The sequence below is a fragment of the Xanthomonas sp. LMG 8993 genome (genome assembly GCF_009835065.2).
Lineage (GTDB): Bacteria > Pseudomonadota > Gammaproteobacteria > Xanthomonadales > Xanthomonadaceae > Xanthomonas > Xanthomonas arboricola.
The window spans coordinates 61617-87580 of sequence record NZ_QVIF02000009.1 but is presented as its reverse complement, the minus strand read 5'-3'; the positions used below and the strand labels follow the sequence as shown (position 1 = coordinate 87580).

At 66.1% G+C, this 25964-nt stretch carries 12 protein-coding genes and 1 pseudogene; 5 read left to right on the top strand and 8 right to left on the bottom strand.

The window, feature by feature from the left end; all coding sequences use genetic code 11:
* Positions 1–65: 65 nt before the first annotated feature.
* The 3 genes from DYQ94_RS16125 to DYQ94_RS16115 form a co-directional block, all read right to left on the bottom strand.
* A complete protein-coding gene (locus DYQ94_RS16125) occupies positions 66–1547 on the bottom strand; it encodes a glutamate synthase small subunit GltD family protein (RefSeq protein WP_160955044.1) in 1482 nt (493 codons plus the stop codon).
* A gap of 176 nt (positions 1548–1723) precedes the next feature.
* On the bottom strand, positions 1724–6196 hold the full coding sequence (gene gltB / locus DYQ94_RS16120; protein ID WP_126966819.1) for a glutamate synthase large subunit: 4473 nt from the start codon (positions 6194–6196) through the stop codon (positions 1724–1726).
* Positions 6197–6398: 202 nt separating this feature from the next.
* Positions 6399–6779, bottom strand: a complete 381-nt coding sequence (locus DYQ94_RS16115) for an I78 family peptidase inhibitor (protein WP_016901590.1) — start codon at positions 6777–6779, stop codon at positions 6399–6401.
* Between the two features lie 58 nt (positions 6780–6837).
* On the opposite strand from DYQ94_RS16115, the gene DYQ94_RS16110 reads away from it, so the two are divergent.
* Complete coding sequence (locus tag DYQ94_RS16110) at positions 6838–8115, top strand: DNA topoisomerase IB (protein WP_181097841.1); 1278 nt, start codon at positions 6838–6840, stop codon at positions 8113–8115.
* 201 nt (positions 8116–8316) lie between these two features.
* Here DYQ94_RS16110 and DYQ94_RS16105 read toward each other — a convergent pair whose 3' ends face one another.
* From DYQ94_RS16105 to DYQ94_RS16095, 3 genes are all read right to left on the bottom strand, one after another.
* The gene (locus DYQ94_RS16105) at positions 8317–8661 is read right to left on the bottom strand and encodes a hypothetical protein (RefSeq protein ID WP_024940425.1); all 345 of its coding nucleotides are present in this window, start codon (positions 8659–8661) and stop codon (positions 8317–8319) included.
* A gap of 227 nt (positions 8662–8888) precedes the next feature.
* Entirely contained in the window at positions 8889–9110 is a 222-nt protein-coding gene (locus DYQ94_RS16100) for a hypothetical protein (RefSeq protein WP_046345213.1), read from the bottom strand.
* Positions 9107–17767 carry a glycoside hydrolase family 94 protein gene (locus DYQ94_RS16095; RefSeq protein WP_160955043.1) on the bottom strand — a complete coding sequence of 2887 codons (8661 nt, stop codon included), beginning with the start codon at positions 17765–17767 and terminating at the stop codon, positions 9107–9109. The genes DYQ94_RS16100 and DYQ94_RS16095 overlap by 4 nt, the downstream gene beginning before the upstream one ends.
* 507 nt (positions 17768–18274) lie before the next feature.
* Between DYQ94_RS16095 and DYQ94_RS16090 the strand changes: the two are divergent.
* Positions 18275–19108 (top strand): annotated as a pseudogene (locus DYQ94_RS16090) (penicillin acylase family protein); the annotation flags it as partial.
* A gap of 238 nt (positions 19109–19346) precedes the next feature.
* Here the strand turns inward: DYQ94_RS16090 and DYQ94_RS16085 are convergent.
* Both DYQ94_RS16085 and DYQ94_RS16080 read right to left on the bottom strand, forming a co-directional pair.
* Positions 19347–20387, bottom strand: a complete 1041-nt coding sequence (locus DYQ94_RS16085; protein ID WP_160955042.1) for a S1 family peptidase — start codon at positions 20385–20387, stop codon at positions 19347–19349.
* Between the two features lie 86 nt (positions 20388–20473).
* Positions 20474–21907: a hypothetical protein gene (locus DYQ94_RS16080; protein ID WP_160955041.1), complete on the bottom strand. Its 1434-nt coding sequence runs from the start codon at positions 21905–21907 to the stop codon at positions 20474–20476.
* 455 nt (positions 21908–22362) lie between these two features.
* On the opposite strand from DYQ94_RS16080, the gene DYQ94_RS16075 reads away from it, so the two are divergent.
* The 3 genes from DYQ94_RS16075 to DYQ94_RS16065 all read left to right on the top strand — a co-directional run bounded on the left by DYQ94_RS16075 (position 22363) and on the right by DYQ94_RS16065 (position 25938).
* A complete protein-coding gene (locus DYQ94_RS16075; protein WP_046346133.1) occupies positions 22363–22749 on the top strand; it encodes a BlaI/MecI/CopY family transcriptional regulator in 387 nt (128 codons plus the stop codon).
* A 2-nt stretch (positions 22750–22751) separates the two neighbouring features.
* Positions 22752–24596 (top strand): M56 family metallopeptidase, encoded by a 1845-nt coding sequence (locus DYQ94_RS16070; RefSeq protein WP_160955040.1) that lies wholly within the window; start codon positions 22752–22754, stop codon positions 24594–24596.
* Positions 24597–24807: 211 nt separating this feature from the next.
* A complete protein-coding gene (locus DYQ94_RS16065) occupies positions 24808–25938 on the top strand; it encodes a saccharopine dehydrogenase NADP-binding domain-containing protein (protein ID WP_160955039.1) in 1131 nt (376 codons plus the stop codon).
* Positions 25939–25964 lie beyond the last annotated feature (26 nt).

Sequence of the window (25964 nt, the reverse complement as noted above, 5' to 3'; positions counted from 1 at the left end):
TGCGGGCTGCCCGCACGCGAGCCGGTAACCAGCGGTGGGCGCCGAGCCCACGCACTGGTCGGCACTCAGGCGGCGGCCGGTTCCTTGACCTGCGCCTTGACGCCCAGCAGCTGCACGATGCTGCTGGCCGCATCGCGGCCTTCGGCCACCGCGGTGACCACCAGGTCGGCGCCGCGCACGCAGTCGCCGCCGGCGAACAGGCGCGGGTTGCTGGTCTGGTAGGGCAGGCGGCCGTTGTCGTCGGCCGGTGCGACGATGCGGCCGTTGCTGCCGGCTTCCACGCCCTGCGCTGCCAGCCAGTCGGGCAGGGTCGGCGAGAAGCCGAAGGCGATGATCACCACGTCCGCTTCCAGCAGCGATTCGCTGCCTTCCACCGGCACCGCGTTGCGCCGCCCGCTGGCATCTGGCTCGCCGAGCCGGGTTTCCACCACGGTCACGCCGATCGCTTCGTCGTCGGCGCCGGATTCGATCGACAGCGGCTGACGGTTGAACAAAAAGCGCACGCCTTCCTCACGCGCGTTGGCGACCTCGCGTGCAGAGCCCGGCATGCTGGCCTCGTCGCGGCGGTAGGCGCAGGTGACCTTGGCCGCACCCAGGCGGATGGCGCTGCGCACGCAGTCCATGCCGGTGTCGCCGCCGCCGAGCACCACCACGCGCTTGCCGTTGAGATCGGGCAGCGCCATCTGGTCTTCCCAGCCGGCGATCGGCCGGCCGTGCGGGTCATTGCCGCTGACGATGCGGCTGTTCTGCACCAGGAACGGCAATGCCGGCAGCACGTTCTTCAGGTCCTGCCCGGGCAGCCCGCCATCGGTGTAGCGGTAGGCACCGGTGCCCAGGAACACCGCATCGAACTCGCCCAGCAACTGCTCGATGCTGACGTCGCGGCCCACTTCCACGCCCAGGCGGAACTGCACGCCCATGCCTTCGAGGATCTCGCGGCGCTTGCCGATCACCGACTTGTCCAGCTTGAAGCTGGGAATGCCGAACTGCAGCAGCCCGCCGATCTGCTCGTAGCGGTCGTAGACCACCGCCTCGATGCCGGCACGCACCAGACGGTCCGCGCAGGACAGGCCGGCCGGGCCTGCGCCGATCACCGCCACCCGCCAGCCGCTCGGCTGCACGTTGCCCAGGTCCGGGCGCCAGCCCATCTTGAAGGCGGTATCGACAATGTATTTTTCCACCGCGCCGATGGTGACCGCGCCGAATTCCTCCAGCGTGCAGCTGCCTTCGCACAGGCGGTCCTGCGGACACACCCGCCCGCACACTTCCGGCAGCGGATTGGTGGAGTGGCACAGTGCGGCGGCTTCTTCGATGCGGTTTTCCTGCACCAGCTGCAGCCACTGCGGGATTGCGTTGTGCACCGGGCATTTCCAGCTGCAGTACGGGTTGCCGCAGTCCAGGCAACGGCCGGACTGGTACTGCGCGTCGGCCTTGTCGAACTTGCCGTACAGCTCGCCCCAGTCACCGGACGTACGCAGCTCCACCGGAATGCGCGTGGGCATGGTCCGGGGCAGGTCGAGGAATTGGAAGGCTTGCTTGCGGCTCATAGGGCTGGGATTCGGGAGTTGGGATTGGGGATTCGCAACAGCGGGCGACGGGGGGCGGACGCGGTGCGAATCTCGAACAAACAATCACGACGCTGGAAGGCCGGGAGTGGAGATTCGGGAATCGGGATTCGCATAGCTTGAGCGAATCCCCAATCCCGATTCACCAATCCCGTCACTCAGGCGGCACGCCTGAGCGACTCTGTCAGCGACTCGATGCTGGCGGCCTTGGGTTTGACCAGCCAGAACTTGCCGATGTAGTCGCGGAACTCGTCCAGGATCTGCTGCGCCCAGATGCTGCCGGTCAGCTCGCGGTGGCGGCTGATCAGGGTGTGTAGGTGCTGGCGATGGTTCTCGAAGCCCTCGGCGGAGACGCGGTGGATGTCGATCAGCTCGTGGTTGTAGCGGTCCACGAAGTCGCGTTCGATATCCAGCACGTAGGCCAGCCCGCCGGTGAAACCGGCGCCGAAGTTCAGGCCGACCTTGCCCAGCACCAGCACCACGCCGTCGGTCATGTACTCGCAGCAGTGGTCGCCGGCACCTTCCACCACCGCCAGCGCGCCGGAGTTGCGCACCGCAAAGCGCTCGCCGGCGCGGCCAGCGGCGAACAGCTCGCCGCCGGTGGCGCCGTACAGGCAGGTGTTGCCCACGATCGGCGTGCTGCGCGCCTCGAAGCGCGCCCCGCGCGGCGGGCGCACCACCAGCCGGCCGCCGGCCATGCCCTTGCCGACGTAGTCGTTGGCTTCGCCTTCCAGCTCCAGCTGCAGGCCACCGGCGTTGAACGCGCCGAAGCTCTGCCCGGCGGTGCCGCGGAAGCGCAGATTCAACGGCGCATCGCTCATGCCGTGGTTGCCGTGCACGCGCGCGATGGCGCCGGACAGGCGCGCGCCGATCGAGCGGTCGGTGTTGTGGATCAGGAAACGGTGGTCGCCGCCGCGCTTGTTGGCGATCGCATCGGCGAGCAGGCCGTCCATCTGCGTGGCCAGGCTGTCGGGCGATTCGTACAGGCGCTGGGCCGCGCAATGGCTGCCGTCGTACTGCGCATGCGTGAGCAGGCGCGAGAGATCGACCTTGACCCCGGCACGCGGCGAGACCTCCAGCTGTTCGAGCAGGTCGGTGCGGCCGACGATGTCGTCCAGCGAACGCACGCCCAGGTAGGACAGCCACTGGCGCACCTCTTCGGCCAGCAGGCGGAAGAAATGCTCCACGCGCTCCGGCAGGCCGGTGAAGTAGTTCGCGCGCAGGCGCTCGTCCTGGGTGGCCACGCCGGTGGCGCAGTTGTTGAGGTGGCAGATGCGCAGGTACTTGCAGCCCAGCACGATCATCGGCGCGGTGCCGAAGCCGAAGCTGTCGGCGCCCAGCAACGCGGCCTTGACCACGTCCAGGCCGGTCTTCAGGCCGCCGTCGGTCTGCAGGATGGTGCGCTCGCGCAGGTCGTTGGCCACCAGCGCCTGGTGCGACTCGGCCACGCCCAGTTCCCACGGCACGCCGGCATAGCGGATCGAGCTGACCGGGCTGGCGCCGGTGCCGCCGTCGTGGCCGGACACGGTGATCAGGTCGGCGCCCGCCTTGACCACGCCGGCGGCAATGGTGCCGACGCCGGCATGGGCCACCAGCTTCACCGACACCAGCGCGGTCGGGTTGACCTGCTTGAGGTCGTAGATCAGCTGGGCCAGATCCTCGATCGAATAGATGTCGTGGTGCGGCGGCGGGCTGATCAGACCGATGCCGGGCTTGGCGTAGCGCAGCCGCGCGATCAGCTCGTTGACCTTGTGGCCGGGCAGCTGGCCGCCTTCGCCGGGCTTGGCGCCCTGGGCGACCTTGATCTGCAGCACTTCGGCGTTGACCAGGTATTCCGGGGTCACGCCGAAGCGGCCGGAGGCCACCTGCTTGATCTTGGAGCGCTTCTCGGTGCCATAGCGCGCCGGGTCTTCGCCGCCTTCGCCCGAGTTACTGCGCCCGCCCAGGCGGTTCATCGCGATGGCCAGCGCCTCGTGCGCTTCGGGCGACAACGCGCCCAGGCTGATCGCGGCGGTGTCGAAGCGACGCAACACATCTTCGGCCGGGGCCACCTCGTCCAGCGGGGTCGGGGTGTCGGCGCGCTTGAGCTGGACCAGATCGCGCAGCGTGGAGGCCGGGCGCGCATGCACCGCATCGACGTACTTCTGCCAGTCGCCGGCATCGCCGGTGCGGGTGGCGCGCTGCAGCGTCATGACCACGTCGGGGTTGTACATGTGGTACTCGCCGCCGTGCACGTACTTGAGCAGGCCGCCCACTTCCGGCTTGAGCTGGTCGTTCCAGGCGCGTGCGGTGAGCTCGCGCGCCTCGGTATCCAGCCGTGACAGGCCCACGCCGCCGATGCGTGCGGGCGTCTCGGCAAAGCAAAGCTCCACCACGTCCGGGTCCAGCCCGACGATCTCGAACAACTGCGCGCCGCGGTAGCTGGCGATGGTGCAGATGCCCATCTTGGAGATGATCTTGGACAGGCCCTTGTAGATGCCCTTGCGGTAGCGGCGGCCGATCTGCGACTGCTCGCCGCCCTTGCTCAGCTGCAGGATGCCGCGCCGGCCCAGGTCGAACAGCGTCTGGTAGGCCAGGTACGGATACACCGCGGTGGCGCCGAAGCCGAGCAGGCAGGCCATGTGGTGCGCATCGCGCGCGGTGCCGGTTTCGATGATCAGGTTGACGTCGCAGCGCAGGCCCACCTTGCACAGGTGGTGGTGCACCGCGCCGGTGGCCAGCAGCGCATGCGCCATCGGCCGGTCCGGGACCGGGTAGCGGTCGGACAGCAGCAGCATCACCGCGCCCTCGCGCGCGGCCGCCTCCACGTCCTGGCAGATGCGTTCCAGGCCGGCCTTGAGGCCTTCCTCCACGCTGTAGGACAGGTCGATCAGGCGGTTGCGCTCGACGTACTGCTCCATCTTCAGCAACTGGCGCAGCTTGCGCTGGCTGAGCACCGGCGAGTTGAGGATGACGTGGTTCACCGTCTCCGCACCGGCGTGGAAGATGTTGGTCTCCTTGCCGAGCTGGGTGGTGAGCGACATCGCGATGCCTTCGCGCAGCGGGTCGATCGGCGGGTTGGTGACCTGCGCGAAGGCCTGGCGGAAGTAGTCGTACAACGGCCGGGTCTGGCGGCTGAGCACCGCCATCGGGGTGTCGTCGCCCATCGAGCCGGTGGCTTCCTGCTCGGTCTCGGCCAGCGGGCGCAGGATCTGCTCCACTTCCTCGGTGCTGAGCTGGAACAGCTTGTGGTAGCTGCGCAGGGTCTGCTCGCTGAAGGGTTCTTCCACCAGCGAAGGGTCGATCAGTTCGGTCTGCAGATAGGTCACGCCCTGCTGCAGCCATTGCTTGTACGGCGCGCGCGCGCGGTTGATGCGGTCGATGGCGTCCGAGTCCAGCAGATCGCCGCGCTTGAGGTCGATCGCCATCATCTCGCCCGGGCCCAGCTTGCCCTTGCGGGTGATGCGTTCGGCGGGCAGCTCCCACACGCCGGCCTCGGAGGCCACCAGGAAATGGCGGTCGGAGGTCAGCATCCAGCGCGCCGGGCGCAGGCCGTTGCGGTCGAGCATGCAGGCGGCATAGCGGCCGTCGCAGGCGACGATGCCGGCCGGGCCGTCCCACGGCTCAGTATTGAGGCCGTAGAACTCGTAGAACGCAGCCAGGTCGGCGTCCTTGAACTCCAGCGACTGGGTCGCCGGCGGCACCAGGATGCGCAGCGCCTGCAGCAGGTCCATGCCACCGGCGATCAGCAGCTCGAGCATGTTGTCCAGGCTCTGCGAGTCCGAGCCGTGCATGGAGATCACCGGGTCGAACTCGGCGATGTCGAAACGCGGGGTCTGCCACACCTTGCTGCGCGCCTGCGCCCAGCGGCGGTTGCCTTCGATGGTGTTGATCTCGCCGTTGTGGGCGAGCAGGCGGAACGGATGCGCCAGCGGCCAGCGCGGCAGCGTGTTGGTGGAAAAGCGCTGGTGAAAGACGATCGCGCTGGAGGACAGGTCGCTGCGCTGTAGGTCCGGGTAGAACGTGCTCAGCTTGTCCGGCAGCACCATGCCCTTGTAGCTGATGCCGTTGGGCGAGAGCGTGGTGACGTAGAAGTTTTCCACCTCGCGCAGCGCCTGCTCGGCGCGGCGGCGCGCCAGGAACAGCGCCAGGGTGAAGCCATCTTCGCTCTGCTCGGCGCCGGCATCGACGAATACCTGTTCGATGCGCGGCAAGGTGTCGCGTGCCAGCTGGCCGCAGACGCTGTCGTCGGTGGGCACCACGCGCCAGCCGCGGAACTGCACGCCGGCGCTGTGCAACTGGGTTTCCAGTTCGGTGCGACAGCGTGCGGCATCGGCTTCGTCCAGCGGCAGGAACACCACACCGGCCGCGTAACGCGTGCCCAGGGCGATGCCGGCATCGCGCGCCAGCCCGCGGAGGAACGCATCGGGCTTGCGGATCAGCAGGCCGCAGCCATCGCCGGTGAGGCCGTCGGCCGCCACGCCGCCGCGGTGGGTCATGCGCGAGAGCGCCGCAATTGCGGTGTCCACCAGCGAGCGGGAAGGTTGGTCGTCCAACTGGGCGACCATGCCAAAACCACAGGCGTCGCGCTCATCGCGCGCGCTGTTGTAGAGACCGTGGTCGTTGAGCCCTTGGCGAGTGCGGGGGGCCATGTCTGCCTCTTTGCGATCTGGGAGAGCGGCGACGACGTTGCAGCGCTCGATCCGTGGAGCGTTTCGAAGAGGTCACCGGATGATCGACTAGACCACAGTTGATGCGGTGCCGCAATACACCGTTACAGCTGCAACGAGGGCGGCCGCAAGGCCTTGTGCCAGCTGGCTTGGCGCCTGTTCGCCAACAGGCGCCAACCGATACTTAGCCGCAACGCACCGAAGCGATCACGTTCTTGGCATCCACTTCCAGATTGAGCCGTTCGCCGTTGAACTCCATCGTGGTCATCTGGCCGGGCTTGAGCACGCGCACCGACTTGGCGCCTGCGTCTGTGCGGGCCTGGTCGCTCACCGCATCGGTCAGCGCCTGGCCCACCAGCGATTGCACCTGGGTGGCATCGCAGCTGCCGATCGGCGGCGCTTCGGGCGCGGCCGCCGGTGCCGGTGCGGCGGCCTGTTCGGCGGCTTGCTGCGCCTTGGCGGAGACGGCTTCCTGCTCGTCCGGTTGCGGCGAACCGCAGGCAGTCAATGCCGCCAGCACGACCAGGGTACAGGCCAGACGGGCGGTAGGCAGGACAGCACGCATCGATGACTCCAGCACAGTAGGGGAGGTCCAAGCATAAGCAGAAAACCCGCTCGCGGGCATCGCTTGCCCACATGGCGTTGTCGTAGCGTTGACGCGGCCTAGTCCTGACCGGCTCAACAATCGGCGCCTGTCCTTCGATCCGTGCGCAATGAAAGCCAAACGTGTTCTTCGCAATGCCGCCGCCACCGCCAGCGCGGCCGGCAAGTTGGCCACCGTTGCCGCCGGCGCGGTGGCCGCCACCGCCGCGGTGGCGAGCGTGGCCGCGGTTGCACAGGCCAAGGCCACCGCGCGCGCGGCCGGGCTCACCTACGTCAACGATCAGCAGCCCGGCATCAGCCGCCGCAAGGCCGGCAAGAGCTTCAGTTACCGCAGCGCGGATGGACAACGCGTAGCCGATGCCGACACCTTGCAGCGCATCCGCGCGCTGGCGATTCCGCCGGCGTATACCGAGGTGTGGATCTGCGCCAAGCCCAACGGCCATCTGCAGGCCACCGGCCGCGATGCGCGCCGGCGCAAGCAGTACCGCTACCACGCCGATTGGGCGCAGGTGCGCGGCGAAGGCAAGTTCGAACGGGTGATCGCCTTCGGCCAGGCGCTGCCCAAGTTGCGCCGCAGGCTGCGCCGCGATCTGGTCCTGCCGGGATTTCCGCGCGAGAAGGTGCTGGCGATCGTGGTGGCGTTGCTGGCCGACACACTGGTGCGTGTAGGCAACGCCGAATATGCGCGCAGCAATCGGTCCTACGGGCTGACCACGTTGCGCAACCGGCACATGGAATTCCTGCGCGGCGGACGTGCGCGGCTGAAGTTCCGCGGCAAGAGCGGCCAGGATCACGATATCGAGGTGGACGACAAGCAACTGGTCAAACTGATCCGCGAATGCCAGCAATTGCCGGGGCAATCGCTGTTCCAGTACCGCGATGACGACGGCCAGCTGCAGCCGGTGGACTCGGGCGAGGTCAACGACTACCTGCGCGAGGCGATGGGCGAGGATTTCACCGCCAAGGATTTCCGTACCTGGGGCGGCACGCTGGCGGCATTGCAACGTCTGGCACGGTTGCCGCTACCCGAGCGCATGAGCGAGCGCGCGCTGACCCAGGTGCAGAACGATGTCATCCGCGAAGTGGCCGATGCGCTGGGCAACACGCCCTCGGTGTGTCGCAAGGCGTATATCGACCCGTGCGTGTTCGAAGGCTGGCGCGCCGGTCACTTGCAGGCCATGGCCACCGGCGTGCGCGGCGAGCGCCAATGGGAGGCGGCCACGCTGAAGTTCTTGAGCGCTTCGCGTAACAAGCCCAAGGCACGGGCAAGGCCTGCATCAAAGCGGAAGTCCGCTTGAAAACGGCGACAAAAACGACTGCGCTGACCCCCAGGCGGGCGCGGCAGGTGCCACAAGTACAGTGCGGTTGCTGCTCGCCGTCCACGCTTACGTGAAGCCGACGCGCTAGATTTTGTCAGCCACTCCAAGTGGAGGACCGGGAGCCGGATAGCAGCAGTGCCTTACCGAATCCCGAATCTCCAATCCCGAATCCCAAACGACTCAGCCGCAGTAGATCGCGGTGATGTTGTTGTTCGGGCCGGTCTCGACGGTGAGGTGATCGCCACCGCTTTCGCTGGCGCCCTGGGCCGGGTCGGCCAGGCCGCTGGCAGTGGTGCCGCCGGTGGCGCGCTCGCCGCGGCGCACGCTGACCTGCAGGCTGTCGCTGTCCACGCGCGCGCGTTCGATGGTCTGTGCCGCCGCGGCCAGGCCGACTGCGCCGCGCACCTTGTCGATATGGCACTGCCCGGAAATGGCCCCGTCGATGGGCTGCACCTGCACGACCTGGTTGGAGGCACAGGCCGAGAGCAACAACACGGCAGCGAGCGGAGCAAGGGTGCGGATCATCGGAGATCTCCAGCGGAAGAATGGCGCAAGCGTGAAGAAAGCGTTGTTGGCGTGGCATGAAGACTGCCCGCAGCCCGTGCAAACGCCGGCTGACGCTGTTGGGCGTGGCGCCCCAGTCGGCGCGCGGCCCCGGCAAAACCGGCGCTGCGTACCATCTGCACGTACAGCGCAATGTCACCGAGATCGACCACCAGCGGCCTTGGCGCGTGCGGAGGCTGCCTGCGTGCTTACTGCGTCCGCGTCAGTCCGTGACGGCGCAGCAGCTGCCGCAGGCGACATTGCACCCGCTGCAGATCGGCTGCAGCCGCCTCATCCAGAATGCCTTTGGCCAAGGCATCGAATTGCGGCCAGAACTGGCTGGGGTCGCGCACCCGCTGCGGCCAGACCGACAACATCTTGCCCAGATCGGAAAGCTGGTGATTGGTGTGGGTGCGTATGCGTGTGCTCATGTCGCGTCTCCCGGCCAGTCCAGGGCGACAGCGTGGACCGCACCGTCGTCGACCAGAGTGAAAGCAAGCTCGGCTTGCGCTATGCCGTCGATTTCCAGCCGTGGCTCGACACCGGGGCGCTGGGTGACGTCAATGACGTAGGTGCTGGTGCCGAAGCGATAGCGCAGCTGGTACTGGGGCCAGCTGGCCGGGATGCACGGCACGAGGTGCAGGCGCTCGCCATGGCGTTGCAGGCCGAGCAGCGATTCGGTCAGCAAGCGGTACATCCAGCCGGCGGCGCCGGTGTACCAGCTCCAGCCGCCGCGGCCGGCGTGCGGCGCCACCGCGTAGACATCGGCCGCCAGCACATAGGGTTCGGCCTTGTAGCGCTGCACGCCCGCCGCGTCGCGGGCGTGGTGGATTGGGTTGATCAGGCCGGCCAGTTGCCAGGCCCGCGCGCTGTCGCCCAGATGCGCGAAGGCCATCGTCGCCCACACCGCCGCATGCGTGTACTGGCCGCCGTTTTCGCGCACGCCGGGGACGTAACCGCGGATATAGCCGGGGTCGTGCCCGGTGCGATCGAACGGCGGCACCAGCAACTTGACGATGCCGGCGTCGGGATCCACCAGCTGCTGGTGCATCGCGTCCATCGCCTGTGCGCTGCGTGCCGGGTCCATCGCACCGGACAGCACCGCCCAACTCTGCGACAGCGAATCGATGCGGCATTCGTCCGAATCGCTCGAACCCAGCGGCGTGCCGTCGTCGAACCAGGCACGCCGGTACCAGCGCCCATCCCAGGCATGCTGCTCCAGCGCGGTGCGCAAGGCCTGCGCATGCGTGCGGCAGGTCGCCGCGAATGCCGCATCGTCGCGCTGCACGGCCACCTCTGCGAACCTTAGCAGCGTGTCGTAGAGGAAGAACCCCAGCCACACGCTCTCGCCTTTGCCGTCCTTGCCGACCCGGTTCATGCCGTCGTTCCAGTCGCCGCTGCCGATCAACGGCAGGCCGCGTTCGCCCAGCCGTGCCATGCCGCGTTGCAGGGCGAGCACGCCGTGCGCGTACAGCGACTGCATGTTGGCGGTGATCTGCGGCAGGTCGTAATACGATTCCTCGTCGGGCTTGAGGGCGCGCCCGTCGATAAAGCTCACCCGCTCGTCCAGCACACTGGCGTCGTTGGTGACGTCCAGATAGCGGCATAGCGCCTGCGGCAACCACAGAAAATCGTCCGAGCACTGCGTGCGCACGCCGCGGTCCTGTGGCGGGTGCCACCAATGCTGCACATCGCCCTGCACGAACTGATGCGCGGCGCAGCGCAGCAGATGCGCGCGTGCCAGCGCTGGCTGCCCGTGCACCATCGCCATGCTGTCCTGCAACTGGTCCCGGAAGCCGTACGCGCCACCGGACTGGTAGTAGCCGCTGCGTGCCAGGAACCGGCAGGCGATGGTCTGGTAGAGCAGCCAGCCGTTGGCCAGCAGATCCACCGCCGGATCGGGCGTGGTGACCTGCACGGTGCCCAGAACCTGCTGCCAATGCGCGCGCACCGCCAGCAAGGCGGTGTGCGCGGCGGCCACGCCACGGCTCTGGCGGGCCAGTGTCAGTGCGGTGTCGCGATCCACCGCCGCGCCCAGGCGGAATACCGTTTCGAAGCTCTGTTCGGCCGCCAGCGTGACCGGGATCTGGATCACCGCGCACGGGTCCATGCCGGCACCCACGCGCCCGGACAGACGTTGCCGGCTGAGTGCGGCGGGCGCGGCCAGGCTGCCATTGCGCCCGATGAATTCGCTGCGGTCTGCGGTGATGCTGCGGCTGGGTGCATCGGCATCGAAGAACGCCACGCGCCCGTCGAACTCGGTGTTGTACGGGTTGCGCGCGGTCAGCACGCTGCTGCCCAGGTCCACCTCGCTGACCACGTGCAACTGCGAGCGGGTGCGGATGTCGCCCAGCACCCACTCCACGTACCCGGTGACGCTGAGCCGGCGCGGGCGGCCGGAAAGATTCTTCAACCGCAGATGGCTGAACTTGATCGGGCGCTCCACATCCACGAACACCCACAGCTCGCTGCCGATGCCGTGTTCGATATGGCTGTAGACGCTGTAACCGAAGCCGTGGCGCACCGTGTAGCGACCGCTGCCGCGGCATGGCAGCGCCATCGGCGACCACACCTGGCCGGTGTCTTCGTCGCGCAGGTAGAACGCTTCGCTGGAGGCATCGCCGACCGGGTCGTTGTGCCACGGCGTGAGGCGGAATTCGTGCGCGTTTTCGGCCCAGCTGTAGCCGGGGCTGCTGTCGCTGACCACGCTGCCGAACTGCGCGTTGGCCATCACGTTGCACCACGGCGCCGGCGTGGCCGCGCCTTCGTCCAGGGTGATGCGGTATTCGCGGCCCTCGGCGGCGAACGCGCCCAGGCCGTTGTCGAACAGCACAGGTTCTTCGGCGGCGGCCTGCAGGGTTCGGTCCAGGTAGGCGGCGTGGGTGCTGCTGAGGTAATCGGCGCTGTCCAGTTGCTTGATGGGCTCCAGCAACGGCGGATGCGCACGCGCGCTGGGGTGGCGCTGCAATTGCGCGTCCAGGCTGCCGTTGGCATCGCTGAGGATCGCGCGCGCCACGGTCTGCAGCAGCACGCGGTCTTCCTGCGAGATGTGTTCGATGGCGCGCACGAAGATGCCGCCGGGGCGGTCGAGCACATTGGCCTCGGGGTCTGCGGCGATCAGGCCCAGGATGGCGTCCTGCAGCGATTGCCGATAGCCGGCCTGGCTTTCGTTCCAGATCACCAGATCCGCGCGCAAGCCTTTCAGGCGCCAGTACGCGTGTGCCTGCACCAGCTGGCGCACCAGCTCCAGATTGTCCGGGTCGGCGATGCGCAACAGCACGATCGGCAGATCGCCGGAGATGGCGTGACTCCACAGCGCCGACTGGCCGCGATGGTTGTGCAGCAGCACCTCGCTGTCGGCGCGCAATTGCGGGTCGACGAACAGCACGCGTGCGGCCAGCCGTTCGTAGAGCATCGCGTCTTCCAGCGAGGCGTTGATCTGCCGGCGGATGACCTGGCTCTGGGTCAGCGCCAGGTCGAACACGCGGTCGGCCAGACGGCGGTCGCGGTACTTGTCGATCAACGCGGTGCAGGCCGCGCGTTGGGTGCCGACGCCGTAGACCATGTCCACCTGCGCCTGTTGATCCGGCGCCAGCGAAATGCGGCAGCGGATCGCCACGATCGGGTCCAGCACCGAGCCGGCCGCGCCGGACAGGCTGGCCTGATCGCGCAGGGCCAGCGGATTGCGGGTGCTGCGCCCGCGCCCGACAAATGCAGCGCGATCGGTCTCGTAGGAGATCGACGCCACGTCGGCATCGTGCACTGCGACCAAATGCAGCATCCACGGCTGCGCCTCGTCGTGCCCGCGCGGGCGACGCGTGCACAGCAACGCCTGTTTGTCGGCCAGGATCTCGGTCTGCACGAACAGGTTGCTGAAGGCCGGATGCGCCTCGTCGGCCTGTGCCGGTGCCAGCACCACTTCGGCGTAGGTGGTGATTTCGATCACCCGCGTCTGCCGCGAGCGGTTGCGGATACGCAAGCGGCGCAGTTCCACATCGTCTTCGGCGGAAATGGCGATTTCCAGATGGCTGTCGTAACGCTGGTGGCTGCCCTTGAACTCGGCCTTCGCATCGGAAAAGATCGCCTCGTACCGTTCCACCGGCACGCAGGTGGGCTGATGCGCGGCCGACCACACCGCGCCGCTGTCCACATCGCGCAGATAGCAGAACGTGCCCCAGTGATCGCGGGTGCCGTCTTCGCGCCAACGCGTCACCGCCATGTCGCGCGCGCGGCTGTAGCCGCCACCGGCCGACGTCAGCATGCCGTGGTAACGCCCATTGGAGAGCAATTGCAGCGCCGGCTGCGGCAGATTGGGGTCGCGATGGATGCGCAAGGCCATGCCGGCTTCGGTGGCCACAGGGCGCTCGGCGGCGTCGGCCAGGCCTTTGACATACACGCCAGCGCGCGGTGCACGCTCCTGCAAGAGCAACAGCGTGGCCTGGAATTGCGGGTCGGCGACAAAGCGCTTCTGCATCGGCCCGTCGCGCAACACGTGGTCCAGCGCCAGCAGCGCCATGCCCTGGTGATGCGACATGAACGAGCGCACCAGCGCATGCTGTTCGCCACGCGGCACGCGCGAGGGGGTGTAGTCGATCGCCTCGTACAAGCCGAAACGCCCGCCAAATCCCAGCGCCTGCAGTTGCTGCAGATTGCGGCAGGCCGCATCCGGCTCGACTATCAGCGCCATCGCGCTGGCGTAGGGGGCGATCACCAGATCCTGGCCAAGGCCGCGCTTGAGCCCCAGGCCGGGCACACCGAATGCGCGGTACTGATAATTGCGCCGCGTATCGACGGTGTTGTAGCCCGATTCGGACACACCCCACGGCACATCGCGTGCGGTGCCATAGCGGATCTGCGCCTGCACCGCGCCGCGCATCGAACGGCTCAGCAGCGTCTGCGGGTAGCTGGGCATGACCAGATCGGGCATCAGGTACTCGAACATCGAGCCGCTCCACGACAGCAGCGTGGGCTCGGCGCCGGTGTCGGTCAGCGTGCGGCCGAGTGCGAACCAGCTCTCCTGCGGCAACTTGCCCTGGGCGATCGCCACGAAGATGCCCAGGCGCGCCTCGGAGGCGAGCAGATCGTAATGGCCGCTATCCAGGCGCTGGTCGTCGACGTTGTAGCCGATCGAGAGCAACTGCTGGGCGGGGCTGTAGAGGAAATCGTAGTCCAGCTGCGCCAGCTGCCCGGCGATATGCGCCAGCCGTTGCAGCTCCTGCACGCGTCCGGCGGCCCAGGTCTGCACGCCGGGTGCGTGGTCGCTGGCGGCGAGTTGCCGCAGCGTGGCGACCGCATCGCCGGGTTGTTCGGTCGCCTGCGCAGCGCTGCCGGCAGGCGCCGCCGTGCAGTGGCCCACTTCGGCCAGGGCCGCCTCGCAGCTGTCGATCAAGCGTTGCGGCCACGGCTCGTCATTGTCGCTGCCCGGCATCAGCGCCAGGATCGTGTGGCTCTGCGCCAGCAGCAGGCGCAGCGCTTGGTCGGCCTGGTGCAGGCTCGGCGCGGGCTGGCTGCGGATGCTCTGCAAGCTCTGCGACATGGCGTCCAGCGCATTGGCGGCGGCGTCGCTGCGTGTCTGCGCTCGCGATGCCAGCACGCCCAGGGTGTCGGCCAGCCTATCGAACACCGCCATCGACACCGCCGGCGCATCCACCAGTGCCAGCAGGCCTTGCCGCAGCGTCAGCAGATGCCCGACCAGGTTGCCGCTGTCCACGGTGGAGACGTAGCGCGGCAACAGCGGCACCAGCGTTTCGGTGTCGTACCAGTTGTAGAAGTGGCCGCGATAACGCGGCAGCGTTTCCAGCGTGGTCAAGGTATCGGCCACGCGGGTCATCACGCCGGCCACCGTCAGGTAGCCCAGATCGTAGGCGGCCAGATTGGCCAGCAGGCCCAGCCCGATATTGGTCGGCGAGGTGCGGTTGGCCACCACCGTGACCGGGTATTCCTGCACGTTGTCCGGTGGCAGCCAGTGGTGCTGCGCGGTGCAATGGCTTTCGAAGAACGCCCAGGTGCGCCGCGACAATCCACCGAGGAAAGCGCGTTGTTCCTGCGACAACTGCGCCACCGGTGCGGCGGGTTGTTCGCCCAGCCAGGCCATCAGCCAGGGCGCGGCCATCCACGCCAGCCCCAGCGGCAATGCCGCCCACAACGCCAACGGCGACCACCACGCCACCGCGGCGATCGCCAATGCCGCGCTGCACGCGGCGCCGGCCATCAGCTGTTGCTCGGCATTGCCGCTGCGCGCGCTGCGTTCCACTTCGCTGGATGGCGCCCACTGCAGCAGATGGCGCCGGGTGATCGACATCCGCACCAGCGTGCGGGCGATGGCGGCCAGCTGCATCCCTGCTTCGAACGGCAGGCAGGCCAGCACCACGCCGGTGCGTAGCAGATGCTGACGCAGCCCCACACCGACCTGGCGCGCGTGATGACGCAGCCCCAGGCCCTCGGGCGGATGCGCCAGCGCATACACCGCCGAACACAGCCCCGGCAGCAGCCATAGCACCAGCAGCCACAGCGTCCAGCGCAATGGCGTGGGTGAGCAGAACCAGCCGATCAGCAACAGACTCAGCGCGGCCGGGGCCACCAGGCTGCGGCGCAGGTTGTCCAGCAGCTTGCCGCGCGACAGCCACGACAAGGGATTGCGCGCGCGCCGGCCACCCCGGTCGGGCACCCACGGCAGCAACCACGGCAGCAACTGCCAGTCGCCACGCACCCAGCGCGCGCGGCGCTTGGCATCGGTGGCATAGCGTTGCGGGTGGCGCTCGTACAGCCGCACGTCGCTGAGCAGCCCGGCGCGCACGTAACAGCCCTCCAGCAGGTCATGGCTGAGCACACGGTTGTCGGGAAAGCGGCCGGCCAGCACCTGCTCGAAGGTGGCCACGGCATAGATGCCCTTGCCGATGAAGGAGCCTTCGCCGAACAGATCCTGATACACGTCCGACACCACACGCGTGTACGGGTCGATGCCCGGCTCGATGCCGAACATGCGCGCAAACCGCGACTCGCCGCCCTCGCTCATGCCGGTGCCCAGGCCCGGCTGCAGAATGCCGTAACCGGCCTCGACGATCTGCCCGGCCGCATCCATGCGCGGCACATTCAACGGATGCGACATCGCCCCGACCAGCGCGCGTGCCGCATCGCGCGGCAGGTGGGTGTCGCTATCGAGCGTGATCACATAGCGCACCTGCACCAGCGCGGCGACATCGCCTTGCACCTGCAGGAATTCGCTGGCCGCCTGCAGCCGCGCGTCGTCGGCGCAGAGCAGGCGGTTGAGCGCCTCGAGCTTGCCGCGCTTGCGTTCTGCGCCCATCCAGCAGCCTTCGCCCGCGCTCCACTGGCGTGCGCGATGCAGCAGGAAGAAGCGATCGCCGTGCGCATCGGCATAGGCCGCGTTAAGCCGGTCGATATGCTGCGCCGTATGTGCCACCAATGCCATGTCGCCAGGCAACAGCGCTTGCGTGGCATCGAGAAAATCGGTGAGCAGCGCGAAGTACAACTGTGCGTCGCGGTTGGCCAGGTAATGCACCTCCAAGGCGCCGACCAGCTCGTCGATGGCCTCGTGACTGGCGAGCATGCTCGGCATCACCACCAGCGTGCGGCAGTCGGGCGTGATGCCGGCACGCAGGTCCATGCGCGGCAACGGATGCGGGCGCACCCACAGCGTTGCCACCCAGTTGACCAGCGCAATGCCCAGCTCGCTGGCGGCCAGCAGCGCGATGCCAGCGGTGATCCACCACAGCGCCGGCGGCAGTGCGCTCACGCCCTGCAGCAGCACGCCGGTCCACAGCAACGCGATCGCTGCGATCGGCAACAGGTAGAGCGGCAGCGCAACGCGATGCGCGCGCGGGCGAGGGGGGGGCGGCGTATCTGCCGCAGCTGGGTCGCGAAGCGCGGCACGCAGCCGCGGCAATCCCGCATCCACCAGGTAATAGCCCACGTGGCCGGCCACCGGCATCGCGGCATCTGCGTGCGCCGCCAGCTGCAGCACGGCCTCGGCCACGTCCGGCTCGTCGCGGTCCAGGCGCTGCGCCAGCTGTTCCACCACATGCCGGTAGCTATCGCGGGTATGGAAATCCATGCGTGCGTAGACGTCGGCCGGATCCTTGCGCAAAGTCTGCTCGACCACGCTCATGGCCTCGACGAAATCGCGCCAATCCATGTCGTCCAGGAACCGCAGGCTGCCGATGCTGTTGCTGATCGCCACCTGCTCGGCTGCCTGGCGCTGGCTTTCGGCGTGCACCAGCGCTTCCACACTGTGGCCCTCGCTTGCCAGCCATTGCTCCACCCAGGCGCTGGCCATCGACAACACCGGCCCACGGCCGTGGATGCCGCGCGTCAGCTCGGCCACGAATGCACCGGTCACCGGTGGCTGTGAGCGCGCCAGATCGGCCACCACCACCACCACGTCCTTGGGTTGCGCCGCCGCCGTGGCGTTGAGCAACGCGGCCCAATGCGCGGCCAGGCGGGTGTCGCGCCCGTCGTGCATGATGTCGTCGGCAACGCGGCGCAGGTTGTCGATCAGCGCCAGCCGCAACATGATCGGAATCGCCCACAACTCGCCGAGCTTGAGCGGTGCCACCTGTTGGTAGGCGGCGATGAAACGGCTCAGCGTGATGACATCCACGCGTCCGTCGCCATGCGCCACCACCTGCAAGCCCAGCTCGTAGACGCGCGGCAGGCCCACCGACGTTGGCGTGCGCAGACGCGGTAATTGCCGGCTATACCCGGGCGGAAGATGCTGACGCGCCAGGCGCATCTGCTCTTCCACCAGATAATAGTTGTCCAATAACCACTCGCCGGCCGGATGCAGGCGCAAGCCATCGGCAGACATTTCGGCCAATCGCGCTGCGGCCGTGCCGAGCGAGCGCTCGTTGAATTTGAGTTGCGACAGCAGCAGCTCGCGGGTAGGCCCGGTATAGAGCACATGCGCCTGCGCCAGGCTGTGCCCCAGCGCCTCCATCTGCTCGTCGCCAAGCAAGGCCGCGCCTTCAGGCACGGCATCGCGCACCGACGGATGCTGCAGGGTTGCTGCTGGCTGGGTAATCGACTGCCACCAGAGAGAAAATGCAGAAGCCTTCCGCTGTGGCGGCATCGAGACATGACCTGTGCAGCATAAGAGCCGCTAGAACCACGATCATGCGCGCTTGGTCTGGCAGGCATGTGAAGGCACTACGTCGAGGCGTTGCAATCGTTGGCCTGGCGACAAACGCTCATGCGCCACGCGCGCCGATCCGGCAAACCGACGACTGCACGCGTGCCTCCATCGACGCAGCTGCAGCGGGCCGTACGCGGATGGTGCCGATCGCCGCCAGACGATGCGCGGCCAGGAGTGCAGACACGATTCGTTTCTCGCGCCGCTGGTTCTCTGGCGACCCGATGCACCACGCACCCCATGCCGCACCCTGCGCGACTGTTTATGGGATAACTGACATGCCGCTGAGTACCACTCTTTTTACCCGCAAGGTGCGCCACGCATGATCTGGATGAGCATGATTGCGACACGCAAGATCGCGAAAAGCACGATCTCGATCGGCAAGACAGCGCTCTGGTGTCTTGCGGTGTGCCAGCTGATGCTCAACAGCGCAGCGGCGGCCACGCCGACGCGCGGCATGCGCGCATCACCCAGGTGCTGTCGCAGCTGCCAACGGTGAGCCTGCAGGATTCGGAAAAGCTGCAGAACGATCAGCTGTCGTTGCTGGCGCAGCGCCTGGTCGCGCTGGTCGCGCCGCTGCATGCACAAGATGCCGCAACCACTGCGGCGCTCGGTTTGCTCAAACCCTGGGATGGCACGGTGAGCGCCACCTCTGCTGCTGCCGCGTTGGAAGAAGTGTGGTTCAGTCGCTATCTCGGCGATGCCTACAAGGCGCTGGTGCTGCGCCCCTCCGAGGCGGCCACCTTCGGCATGCCCGATGCAGCGGTGTTGATGGATGCGCTTGAACATCCAGGCGCCGCCTTCGGCCCCGCACCGGCCGCACGCCGCGATCAGCTGCTGTTGGACTCGCTACGCAGCGCGTACCAAGCACTGGTCGAGCTGCAAGGCCCGGATCCGCAGCAATGGCAATGGGGCAAGCTGCATACCAACAAGGTCGCGCACGCGATGAGCGCGGCTGTCGGCACCGATCATGCGCTGCTGGACGTTGGCCCGTTCGCCAAGGGCGGCAGCCCGTATACGCCCAATCAGTCCAGCTACAACCCCAGCGATTTCCGCCAGACCATCGGTCCCTCCGCACGCCTGATCATCGACCTGGGCAACTGGGACAACTCGCGCGCCATGAACTACCCAGGCCAATCCGGCGACCCGGCCAGCCCGCATTACCGCGACCTCGCGCCGCTGTGGCTGCAGGGCCGCTATTTCCCGTTGGTGTATACGCGGGCGGCGGTTGATGCGGCGACGGAGCAGATCGTGGATCTGGTGCCGGCGCAAGTGCCATAGCGCAGTGCTTGAAGCGCGTATGGCATCGAAGGCGATGCAGATGTGCTGTCGCTCTGTCTTCGGTATGCATTCAATGTAATGTGTGGATTCAATACAGCACAGCACACATGCGCTTGATGAAACAAGCACGCACACACTGTGCGAGATAGCAGTACGTTTGATACAGCAGCCACATACGCATCAATTGTGTTCGTTCATTCGATCCGACATGCATGCGTTCAAGAGGCACGAGCTCCTACTACAGTTCCACGAAATCCGTCGTACCAATCCGGTTGGCGATCAATAGGATCTTGGTGGCCGCGGTAATCACTGCTGCTGCTTCCTGTGCTTCAACCTGTGTGGCATGGAAGCTGACCGGCGTGGAATCCTTTGACGTGAAAAGGCCCCAGCACCTGCGCCATCCTGGATTGAACGTGTCCAGGTTTGGAACTAGCGGTTCGATTTCGCGGGCCAGACCAAAATGCACGGCATAACCTATCCCGTGTTGATCAGATTCGGCACGTAGTGAGCGGCTCACCATGCCGATGACCTCGCCTTCACGGTTGAACACCGGCCCACCGCTCATGCCGCTTGGCCAATCGCTTTCTATTTCGAACACCGGCGTTGGGTTTGGCTGGCTAACTCCTTGTGCGTGGATCGCGACGACTCGCCCATACGCGCCGTACATCCCCTCGGTGATCAGCGCCACTTGCCTTTCGACGTCTACCTCGGATAGATCCAGCTCAGGAAAACCAATGGCAAGTACGATATCGCCGACCTTGGGCATCGAGCCTCTTGTTCGGACCGGCAAGGTCTGCGGAAGGCGGGCACCTGGACCTACCGGGGCAGGTTTCATAAGCGCTGCGTCGATTGCTGGTTGCTGAGAAGAAGCGCCGCGCAGGGTGGCCATCGGGTCGTCCTTCTCCTTCATTGGCACAACAACTTCTTCCACTGGCACGAAACAATCGTCTGGAACGTGAACTGTGCCAAACACCAGTGCATGCATGCCGAGAAAAAGGATAGGGCGGCCAGCGAGATGCTGGTGTACGAAGTCGACGACATGGTGAGCGCTCAGGAAACTTCCAAAGCCATCGACGTGGAAAGCGGTCCCCACACCGTACATTCGACCGTCGACGTGCTGGCAAAAAACGGGCACGATCGCGTTGCGAAGCCCAAAAGGATCTTGGATCTCGAAAGGTGAGAATGGTCCAGTCTTTCCGGGTGGATAATCAGTCGCGGTATGCGAAGACTTGGTGCGTGCCTCGCAGGTACTTATTGCGAAGGGCTTAAAGTCGGACATTAAAGATCCTTGCAGATTGAAAGCACAAATGGAGTCGGCGTCGTAAGGATAAAATTCGTGAAATAATGTAGGTGAAAAAAACATTGTTAGTCATGGGCTGCTGCTTCTGGATCTGCGGGCTGAATGATCCGGTGAACCTTATCGTCTCGCCAAGCCCATCTGCGATCTTCAGGCCAAGACAGCGCGGCAAGGAGAAGCCTCTCGGAGAATGCCCTTATCCTCGTCAGATCTACGCTCATAAGATCGAGGTCTGAAGTGTGTGCGGCATGGAAGAGGTCATGTCTGAACTCTGATGCTCGCTTGAGTCCGGCCGCGAAACCTTCAGCAGTCCATAGATCCGATGTCTTGACCGAATACACCTCGACGACCCTGTCGATTCTTGATGCGAGCGATGCTCGGCGCAGTTCCGGGAGCTTTTCTTGCATGTGTTTGGCGGTATCTAGAGAGATGGACTTACCTTCTGCGCAGTCGGACAGGGACTTTCGCAGTGCTTTTTGGACTTTTCTCCAGGCTGAGGATCCGATTTGCAAGCCATCTGGATCCCCAGAAACGGCATTGACGATGGTCTCCATAGCAGAAAAAGCCATAAAGTAAGCAGTTTCCAGGAAGCTGACATAGGAGTGCGATAAAAATCCGATTCCTCGATCAAGTGACTTGGACTCAGGATGGTCTTTCAGTGTTTGGACGAGAATCGAGAGGCCGCCATCTCGAAGGTTTGAGGAGTCGATAAGTTCGTTATCATTAGTCATTTCCCTGCTCTTGTGCCACTTTCGCCTATAAAAAGCGCGTTTGATTGGATTCTCTGATGTTGCTTTCCAGAGATACTCAATCTCGTATGCGTCGACCGGTTGCCTGTAACAAAGGGAAAGTGCGCTACAGATCGGGAAAATTTCTTCCAGCAATCGGTCATGCAGTGATCTCAAAGTATCGCCCACTTCAAGCTTGAACTTACCGATCAGGCGGACGCGTTGAATACGATGTACGACGTTGTCACCGAATGCCTTTCCATCCAGATAGTCGTAAGCCTCCGTCGCCTCGATTTGGCCGAGGCTTGTCTGCACGAGAATCTGCCCCTCATCTCTATGTAGTGTATTGATGTCGCCGTTACAGTGAAGCTCGATCGATCCAAAGCCGGAGAGGATCCCGCTCGGTTGTAGTTCAACCGTGAAACTCACCTCTAGAGGCTGATCGTCATCATCACGATCAATGCCAATCTCAATAGCGCCAACCTCAAGCGTCATGCCAGTGATGCTTGATCGCCATCGAGTCAGTCCAAGCAGGTTGATCGAGTCTTCACTCTCGTTTATGGCGTGTAGCTTTACTAGGTTGATGTCGATGGCCCTGGTTGCACGATATGCCTCGGCACGTTCTTCTTCGCCTCCTAGAAACAGGATCTCAACGTCAAGGGAGGTTGGATCATGCTTTTGGTAGCGGATCGAAGCAGCGAAACGCAGCGGGATGAGTTGATCCGGCTGGAGCGAAAATTGCCGTTGGATATGCACCTTTCCATCTTTACTCATCGTATTTGTCCGGTAAGTGCTGAATAGAATATTTTCATACCGCAGCTGCATGTTTCACAGCGCGTGAGGCGGTAAGTTGAATCATCTGAGTGCACTTCCATTGGGTAACCCTTACAGTGGCAATGTACGGGAAGATTCGTTGGAAGGTAGTACTCGCAAACGAATAAAAGCTATCTCACAGAAGATGCGCGGCAGCGCGGGCCCTGCACCCATTATGCCTCCGCCCGACTCTGCGGTTCTGTTTAGTAACAAGCTCGCGCGAAAGTCGCCTCGGGCATATTTTTCTATCGCAGCCTATGCCTCGCTTTTTATTGGCTGTGCCATTGCAGCTTCCGGCTGATTCCAGCCACACGCCTGAGCTATCGCAGCGCCCACTCGCCCCCCTGCCATCCGACCTATTGACTACACCTGTCGCCAGGCTTACGGTGGCGACAACTGTAGTCAGGGAGAGCGGCATGCGTGGCAAGACCATCGGGGACCAGGAGCTGGCCCTGCTGCAACACATCGAAGAACAACGGCAGGCCAGTGTCGGCGAAGTGGCGGCCGCATTCGGTGAGCCGCGTGGGCTGGCGCGCTCGACCGTGCTGACCATGATGGAGCGCTTGCGCGCCAAGGGCTTTCTGCGCCGCGAGCAGGTGGACGGCATGTACCGCTACAGCGCCACCAGCGGGCAGGACGCGGTGGTGCGCTCGGCGGTGGGGCAGTTCGTGGAAAAGACCTTGCAGGGCTCGGTGTCGCCGTTCGTGGCGTGGATGTCGCAGCGCGCCGAGGTCAGCGACAGCGAGCTGGCCGAGCTCGAAGCCCTGGTCGCCAAGCTGCAGTCGCAGCGCAAGGAGGATTGAGCATGTCGCCGATGATCGAAGCATTGCTTTGGAAACTGGGCGCCACCAGCGTGCAGACCGCCGTGCTGGCGTTGGCGGTGTGGGCGCTGTGCCGCAGCGTGCGGCGGCTGCCGGCCACCACGCAGACCTGGTTGTGGTGGCTGGTGGGAGTGCAGGCCGTGGTCGGCCTGCTGTGGAACGCGCCGCTGCAGTTGCCGGTGTTGCCTGCAGCCACGCCCACGCCTGCCTTGATTGCCGGCGACAGCCTGGCGCCGATGGTGATGGCCAATGCCACTGCATCCGGCGCCAGCGCGGTGGCCAGTGCGGGCGCGGCAGACGTGCTGCAGGGTGCAGGCGGTCCGTCCTGGGCGCTGTGGCTGGCCGCGTTATGGGTTGCCGGCGTTGCAGTGATGGCGCTCGGCACAGTGCGCGCATACCGACGCAGCCGCGCCCTGGTACGCGCTGCCGCACCGTGCACCGATCGCGCCCTGGTCGCCGCACTGCGCATGGCCGCAGAAGCGCATGGCCTGTCGCAGCCGCCGGAAATACGTCTGTCGCAGCAGATCGCCTCGCCGCAGTTGATCGGGCCCTGGCGCCCGGTCTTGCTGCTGCCCGCCGCACGCCTGCCGCACATGGCCGACGACGATCTGGATATGGCGCTGACCCATGAACTGATCCATCTGCGCCGGCGCGATCTGTGGTGGGGCTTGCTGCCGTCGCTGGCCCAGCACCTGTTCTTCTTCCACCCGCTGGTGCATCTGGCCGCGCGCGAATACGCCACTGCCCGCGAGGCCGCCTGCGATGCCGCGGTGGTCGCAGGCCACCGTCATTGCCGCCACGACTATGGCCGGCTCTTGCTGCAACTGGGCGTGGCACCGCGCCCGCACGGCGGCGTGGCCAGCGCCTCGCCGTCCTTCCTCAGCCTCAAACGGAGATTGCTCATGTTGCAGAACCCGACCTCGTTCCCGCGGTTTGGCGCGGCCTTGATCCTGGGCGCGGTGGCCATCACCGGCGTGCTGCCACTGCGCCTGGTGGCGATGCCCGCCGCGCCGGCTGTTGCTGCCGCATCAGCAGCCGCAACGGCCAAGCCAGCTGCCGGCGCGTCCAGCACAGCGGCACCGGCCACTGCCGCCGCTGCAGCCGCACCGGCAACTGCGGCAGCGAACGCCGCACCGGCAAACGCCGCCGCACCGGCTGCAGCGGCGTCATCCACCAGCCAGACCTTCACCACCACCTCCACGCACGGCCAGATCAACCTGTCGCATGACCCCGACCGTGATGCCTACGTGCTGCTGCAGGGCAACGACAGCGTCATGAATGGCTCGGTGGACGATCTCAAGCATGTGCGTCGCCTGGCCGGCAAGGATGGTCAGCTGATGTGGTTCCGCAAGGATGGCAAGCAGTACGTCGTGCGCGATCCCGACACCTTCAAGCGATTGAATGCGGTGTATGCGCCAGTCACCAAACTGGGCCAGGCGCAGGGCGCGCTGGGCGAGCGCCAGGGCAAGCTCGGCGAACAGCAGGGCGAGTTGGGTGCGCAGATGGCCGAGCTGGGTGCACGTGCTGCCGACGCGGCCGCAAAGCACGTCAATGCATCCTTGCTCGACACCGATGCACTGACACAGCAGGCCGCCGAGCGTGCGGCGCGGGAAGCAGAACGCGCAGTACGCCAGGCCGAACAGGCCATGCAGCGCAGCGGCGCCGACCAGCGGATGCAGGCGCTGGCCAGGCAGCAGGCGGCGCTCGCCACCGAGCAGGCAGATCTGGCCAGCCAGCAGGCCGCCGCCAGCGTCCGCGCCGACAAGGAAGCCCAGCGCATCATGCGCGAGGCGATCGCACAGGGGCTGGCCACACAGATCGAGGGCTGATCGCCGCAGGCCGCTGCTCGCCGGGACTGTGCAGCACGCGTAGACGACGAGCAGCTGGCGCCCTCTCGGCCGGAGGCAGTGACTGGCGTCAAACCGGTTCGGCGCCGCACGCGCCGTGCAGGCACGCGCGGCGGGCGACACACAGCGCTGGTGACTCGGTGACGCCGCGACTCGCCGATACTGCACAACAGGCGCAGACGGCGAGCAGGCAATGACGTACCGGGTGGTGGTGTTGGGGGGCTTCGGGCATTTCGGCGCGCGCATCGTGCGGGCGCTGGCGGCGACGGCGCAACTGCAGGTGATCGCGGCCGGGCGGCATCCCGGCGATGTGGCGGCCAGGTGGCCGGATGTGGCACCCGGTCGCATCGCGTGCTGTCGCCTGGATATCGACGCAAGCGATTTTGCCGCGCAACTGGCGGCCACTGCCGCCGATGCGGTGGTGCATACCGCAGGCCCGTTCCAGGGCCAGGATTACGCCGTGGCGCACACCTGCCTGCAGGCCGGCATGCACTACATCGACCTGGCCGACGGCCGCGCGTTCGTCCGCGATTTCCCCGCGGCAGTGGATGCAGCGGCAAGGCAAGCGCAGCGTGTGGCCATCAGCGGCGCCAGCACCTTGCCCGCGCTGTCGAGCGCGGTCATCGATGCCTTGCTGCCGCGTTTTTCGGCGTTGCATGGCATCCGCATGGTGATCGCGCCCGCGCAAGGCACACCGCTTGGTCTGGCCACCGTGCGTGCGGTGTTGTCGTACTGCGGCACGCCGTTCACATGGCTGCATGAGGGCCGCTGGCAAACGGTGGTGGGCTGGGCCAGACCCATGCGCGTGCAGTTCGCCCAGCTCGCGCCGCGGCTTGCGTCGCCCTGCGATGTGCCCGATCACGATCTGCTGCCCCAGCGCTATCCAGGCGTACAGAGCGTGCAGTTTCGCGCCGCGTTGGAGGTGCCGTTTCTGCAGCGCTGCCTGGCCGGTGTCGCCTGGCTGCGTCAGCACGGCGTGCCATTGCCGATGGCGCGCCTGGCCGAGGTGTTTGCACGTGCGGCACGCTGGTTTGACCGCTTCGGCACCGACCTCGGTGGCATGCGCGTGGAGCTGCGTGGCATGAGCCATCCCCAGGCTGGCGATCCCCGGCCGCTGCGACTGCAGTGGGACCTCACCGCTGCAATGCTGCACGGCCCGGAGATTCCCTGCTTTGCCGCCATCCTGCTGGTGCGCAAGCTTGCCGCAGGGCAGGCATTACCGATCGGCGCGCATGCCTGCATGGGCTTGTTGACCCTGGCCGAATTCGAGCAGGAGTTTGCGGCGTGGCAGATGGTGACCGAGCTGTTGGAAGTGCCTGTGTGAGTGCGCTGGCGCCACGGCCGATGACG

Excerpts from the sequence above, each read along its gene's own strand:
- DYQ94_RS16125 (WP_160955044.1), bottom strand. The coding sequence starts at position 1,547 with ATGAGCCGCAAGCAAGCCTTCCAATTCCTCGACCTGCCCCGGACCATG.
- gltB (WP_126966819.1), bottom strand. The coding sequence starts at position 6,196 with ATGGCCCCCCGCACTCGCCAAGGGCTCAACGACCACGGTCTCTACAAC.
- DYQ94_RS16115 (WP_016901590.1), bottom strand. The coding sequence starts at position 6,779 with ATGCGTGCTGTCCTGCCTACCGCCCGTCTGGCCTGTACCCTGGTCGTG.
- DYQ94_RS16105 (WP_024940425.1), bottom strand. The coding sequence starts at position 8,661 with ATGATCCGCACCCTTGCTCCGCTCGCTGCCGTGTTGTTGCTCTCGGCC.
- DYQ94_RS16100 (WP_046345213.1), bottom strand. The coding sequence starts at position 9,110 with ATGAGCACACGCATACGCACCCACACCAATCACCAGCTTTCCGATCTG.
- DYQ94_RS16095 (WP_160955043.1), bottom strand. The coding sequence starts at position 17,767 with ATGCCGCCACAGCGGAAGGCTTCTGCATTTTCTCTCTGGTGGCAGTCG.
- DYQ94_RS16085 (WP_160955042.1), bottom strand. The coding sequence starts at position 20,387 with ATGTCCGACTTTAAGCCCTTCGCAATAAGTACCTGCGAGGCACGCACC.
- DYQ94_RS16080 (WP_160955041.1), bottom strand. The coding sequence starts at position 21,907 with ATGAGTAAAGATGGAAAGGTGCATATCCAACGGCAATTTTCGCTCCAG.
- DYQ94_RS16075 (WP_046346133.1), top strand. The coding sequence starts at position 22,363 with ATGCGTGGCAAGACCATCGGGGACCAGGAGCTGGCCCTGCTGCAACAC.
- DYQ94_RS16070 (WP_160955040.1), top strand. The coding sequence starts at position 22,752 with ATGTCGCCGATGATCGAAGCATTGCTTTGGAAACTGGGCGCCACCAGC.
- DYQ94_RS16065 (WP_160955039.1), top strand. The coding sequence starts at position 24,808 with ATGACGTACCGGGTGGTGGTGTTGGGGGGCTTCGGGCATTTCGGCGCG.